Source organism: Streptomyces sp. NPDC054841 (assembly GCF_053611045.1).
The window spans coordinates 1-3,887 of record NZ_JBSGZO010000643.1 but is presented as its reverse complement, the minus strand read 5'-3'; the positions used below and the strand labels follow the sequence as shown (position 1 = coordinate 3,887).

4 protein-coding genes are annotated in these 3,887 nt (G+C 69.2%); 3 read left to right on the top strand and 1 reads right to left on the bottom strand.

The genetic code is table 11. The features are described from left to right. Positions 1–142 precede the first annotated feature (142 nt). From ACWGI8_RS41010 to ACWGI8_RS41000, 3 genes are all read left to right on the top strand, one after another. On the top strand, positions 143–775 hold the full coding sequence (locus ACWGI8_RS41010; protein ID WP_453668545.1) for an MBL fold metallo-hydrolase: 633 nt from the start codon (positions 143–145) through the stop codon (positions 773–775). 40 nt (positions 776–815) lie between these two features. After that, a complete protein-coding gene (locus ACWGI8_RS41005; RefSeq protein ID WP_453668544.1) occupies positions 816–1,595 on the top strand; it encodes an exodeoxyribonuclease III in 780 nt (259 codons plus the stop codon). 85 nt (positions 1,596–1,680) lie between these two features. Further along, the gene (locus tag ACWGI8_RS41000) at positions 1,681–2,121 is read left to right on the top strand and encodes a DUF6278 family protein (protein ID WP_453668543.1); all 441 of its coding nucleotides are present in this window, start codon (positions 1,681–1,683) and stop codon (positions 2,119–2,121) included. A 265-nt stretch (positions 2,122–2,386) separates the two neighbouring features. Here ACWGI8_RS41000 and ACWGI8_RS40995 read toward each other — a convergent pair. Continuing rightward, a partial coding sequence (locus ACWGI8_RS40995; RefSeq protein ID WP_453668542.1) for a CocE/NonD family hydrolase occupies positions 2,387–3,887 on the bottom strand: 1,501 nt, incomplete at its 5' end.

Here is a 3,887-nt window from a genome sequence, read left to right as displayed (position 1 = left end):
GCGCCCCGCTTGGGGGTCCCCCACGCCCGCAGGGCGTAGGGGGAGATTGAGGCGCGGGGTCTGGGGCTAGCCCCAGTTACGGGAACGGGCGGGGTGGGGCAAGATCGGCTCGGGACCGGCACACGAGAAGGAGACCACCCCGGTGAAGCTCACAAAGAAGTCGCACGCCTGCATCCGGCTCGAAAAGGACGGGCGGACGCTCGTCATCGACCCCGGCGTCTTCAGCGAGGCGGACGCGGCGGCCGGCGCCGACGCCGTGCTCGTCACGCACGAGCACCCCGACCACTTCAGCGAGGAGCGGCTGCGCGTCGCCCTGGACGCGAATCCGGCCGCCGAGATCTGGACGCTGCGCAGTGTCGCCGATCAGCTGTCGGCCGCCTTTCCCGGCCGGGTGCACACCGTGGGGAACGGCGACACCTTCACCGCCGCCGGTTTCGACGTCCAGGTCCACGGCGAGCTGCACGCCGTGATCCACCCGGACCTGCCGCGCATCACCAATGTCGGCTTCCTCGTGGACGGTTCGGTGTTCCATCCCGGTGACGCGCTGACCGTCCCCGACCAGAAGGTGGAGACGCTGATGCTCCCCGTGATGGCGCCCTGGAGCAAGGTGTCCGAGGTCATCGACTACGTACGCGCGGTCGAGCCGCAGCGCGCGATCGACATCCACGACGCGCTGCTGACCGAGCTCGCGCGTCCGCTCTACGACACGCACATCGGCAACCTGGGCGGCGCCGAGCACAGCAGGCTCTCCTCCGGGGGATCCGTGGACCTGTGACGCGCCGCTGACTGTCACACCCCGCGGTTACGCTTGCGGCATGCGCATCGCCACGTTCAACGTCAATTCGATCACCGCCCGGCTGCCGCGGCTGCTCGCCTGGCTGGAGAGCAGCGGCACCGACGTGCTGTGCATCCAGGAGACCAAGTGCACCGCGGAGCAGTTTCCCTCCGACGCCCTGAAGGAGCTGGGCTACGAGTCCGCGGTCAACGCCGACGGCAGGTGGAACGGCGTGGCGGTGGTCTCCCGGGTGGGCCTCGAGGACGTCGTCAAGGGTCTGCCCGGCGGCCCCGAGTACGGCGGCGCGCAGGAGCCGCGCGCACTGAGCGCGACCTGTGGCCCGGTCCGCGTCTGGTCGGTGTATGTGCCGAACGGGCGGGAGGTCGCCCACGAGCACTATGCGTACAAGCTGGCCTGGCTGGAGGCGCTGAAGGGGGCCGTCGCCGAGGACGCCGCCGGTGACCGGCCGTTCGCCGTGCTCGGTGACTACAACATCGCGCCGACCGACGCCGATGTGTGGGATCCGTCCTTCTTCGAGGGTATGACCCATGTGACCGCACCCGAGCGGACCGCACTGGAGCACCTGCGCGAGGCCGGGCTCGCCGACGTGGTGCCCCGCCCGCTCAAGTACGACCACCCGTTCACGTACTGGGACTACCGCCAGCTGTGCTTCCCCAAGAACCGGGGGATGCGCATCGACCTGGTGTACGGCAACGAGCCGTTCACGCAGGCAGTCAAGGACAGCTACGTCGACCGCGAGGAGCGCAAGGGCAAGGGCGCCTCGGACCACGCCCCGGTCGTGGTCGATCTCGATCTCTGAGTCGCCGGCCCCGAGGCGCCGGCTTCCGGGCACCTCCCGCGCGCCCAGTGGTGCGTCCGTCCATGGGAATGCGAGGCTGATCGGTATGAACATCCCTTTCTTGGACAACTGGCGCAAACGGCATGGGGGTGAGCGGGGGCAGACGCTCGCCTCCGCCGTCGGAGGCGATCCGGAGGGTGTGGCCGAGCTGCTCTCCGAGTGTGAGCTGCTGCGGGTCCGGGTGGAGCAGCAGGGGCTTGAACTGGACGACACTCCGGCCTCGTTGGAGGCTCTGGACCAGTTGCCGCCGCGCTGGCGGGATGATCCGGAGGAGCTGCCCTGGCTGGGCAACGACGCGGGCCTCTATCTCGGCACGGTGATCGTCCGGACCGTGCGGGGTGCCGGCTGGCATGTCTGGCCGGGCGGTCATCCTGTGGTCCGCCTCGCCTCGGGGCGCGAGATCAATGTGGTGGAGGCGGGGCTGGACTGGGCGATGCATGGCTCGCCCGAGCTGTCGCAGGTGTATGCGGAGGCGGCCGAGGCCTGATGTCCCGCCGTCTCGTTCGGATGGTAAATACGGCTTATGCCCTATTTATGCGTGTCAGGCGTGAAGCCCCTTGCCGGGCTGGATAGTTTGCGCTGACCGCGACACCGCTGAGAATGGGGCAGGGCAGCGTATGGCCGTCGATCTGTTGATCGAGCTGAGTGACGCCGACAAGTACGCCGACAAGTACTACGTGGGGGATGCACGTCCTCCGGGGCCGGGCAGCAGCTCGTAGAGCCGTGCCCGGCCCGGCGGCGGCCGGAGATCACTACTCGCTCAGTGGGACCGACACGTACGAGGGGTCGGCCGTGGGCGAGGAGAAGGTCAGCTGTGCGCCGGACGGGTTGTGCTCGATGTAGAGCGGGTCGACGGTGTCGACGACCAGGGCGAGCCGGTGGCCGGCCGGCACGTCGTAGGCGGTGGAGAACAGCTCCAGGTCCACGGCGAACGGCTCGCCCGGGGTCCGGCCGCGGAAGGTGTACGGCGCATTGCTGACCAGCTTGCCGAGGCCGAGCGGCCCCACGTCGTAGAGGTACGCGACGAGGGTGCCGCTCTCCTTGGTGCTGGTGACCGTGGTGTGAAGCTTCGCCGTCCCCCTGATCCGCTGCGCCGACGTGCCGCGCTCGGACTGCCAGACGGCGGCGAACGACCGCGGCAGCAGCGGGATCGAGGCCATCGGGGGCAGCTTCAGGAACTGGTCCAGGGCGCTGGACAGCAGCACGATGCCGCCGTTGGCGCCCGAGTCGATGTTCGCGTGGATCTTCTTGGTACCGCCCAGCGCGATCTTCCGGGCGTCCGTGCCCACCGACTTCCAGTCCGGATAGGTCTCGTAGCCCCCGGCCGAGCGGGACTTGATCCGGACTGGCTGCTCGCGGTCCACGCCGTTGTCGACGCCCTTGAGGTAGTGGTCGAACCAGCGGTGGGTGCTGGTCCAGGTGTCGTTGGGCAGTCCGAGCAGACCCGTGCCCTCGGCGGTCGCATGGTCGCCGGGGCGGAACTCGAGCCGCTTGGGAACGGTGAGCCGCTCGTAGAACTCGGCGTACTGATTGGGCGGGAAGATGGTGTCGCCCCAGGCGTTGCCGAGCATCACGGCAGCGCCGTTCCGGTTGATCCGGTCGACGTAGGTGGCGGGGGAGCGCTTCTTCCCCCAGGCGATCATCTCGTCCTCCTTGGCCAGGTTCGAGCCGAGGAAGTCCTTGGTGAACTGCTGGAGTTCCGCACTGGGGCGGCCGGTGAGATGTCCCGCGCCGACGAGCAGTGCGGTGGCCTGGAGGTGCTGGGTGCGGCCGCTGTAGATGGAGTCGGTGAGGTCGGCCCAGCCGCTGAGTGCCGCGACCGCCTTGACCCGCTTGTCGTGCGCGGCGGTGAGCAGACTGATCCCGGCGGCGTACGACATACCGGCCATGCCGACCTTGGACGGGTCGGCAGGGGTGTTCGCGAGCGTCCAGTCGATGACCTTCGATGCGTCGGCGATGTCCGGCGGCCCCGCCACCTCGATCTCTCCACCGGACTGCCAGAAGCCGCGCACGTTGTAACTGACCACCACATAGCCCGAGTCGGCGAGCCTCTTCGCTTGCGCGAGGTACTCGACCTGCGGTGTGGCCCAGCTGGTGGGCAGCACGATCACGGGGTACGTGCGCGAACCGCCGGCGCCCGCCGGGGTGACGACATTGGCCTTGAGTACGGTGCCGCCGTCGCCGTGGATGTCGACGAACCGGATACCGGGGGTGCCCGCGGCCTCGGTTGCCGCTGCCGGTGTGGCCGGGGCC

Coding starts and splice junctions, on each gene's coding strand:
- ACWGI8_RS41005 (WP_453668544.1), top strand. CDS start 816: ATGCGCATCGCCACGTTCAACGTCAATTCGATCACCGCCCGGCTGCCG.
- ACWGI8_RS41000 (WP_453668543.1), top strand. CDS start 1,681: ATGAACATCCCTTTCTTGGACAACTGGCGCAAACGGCATGGGGGTGAG.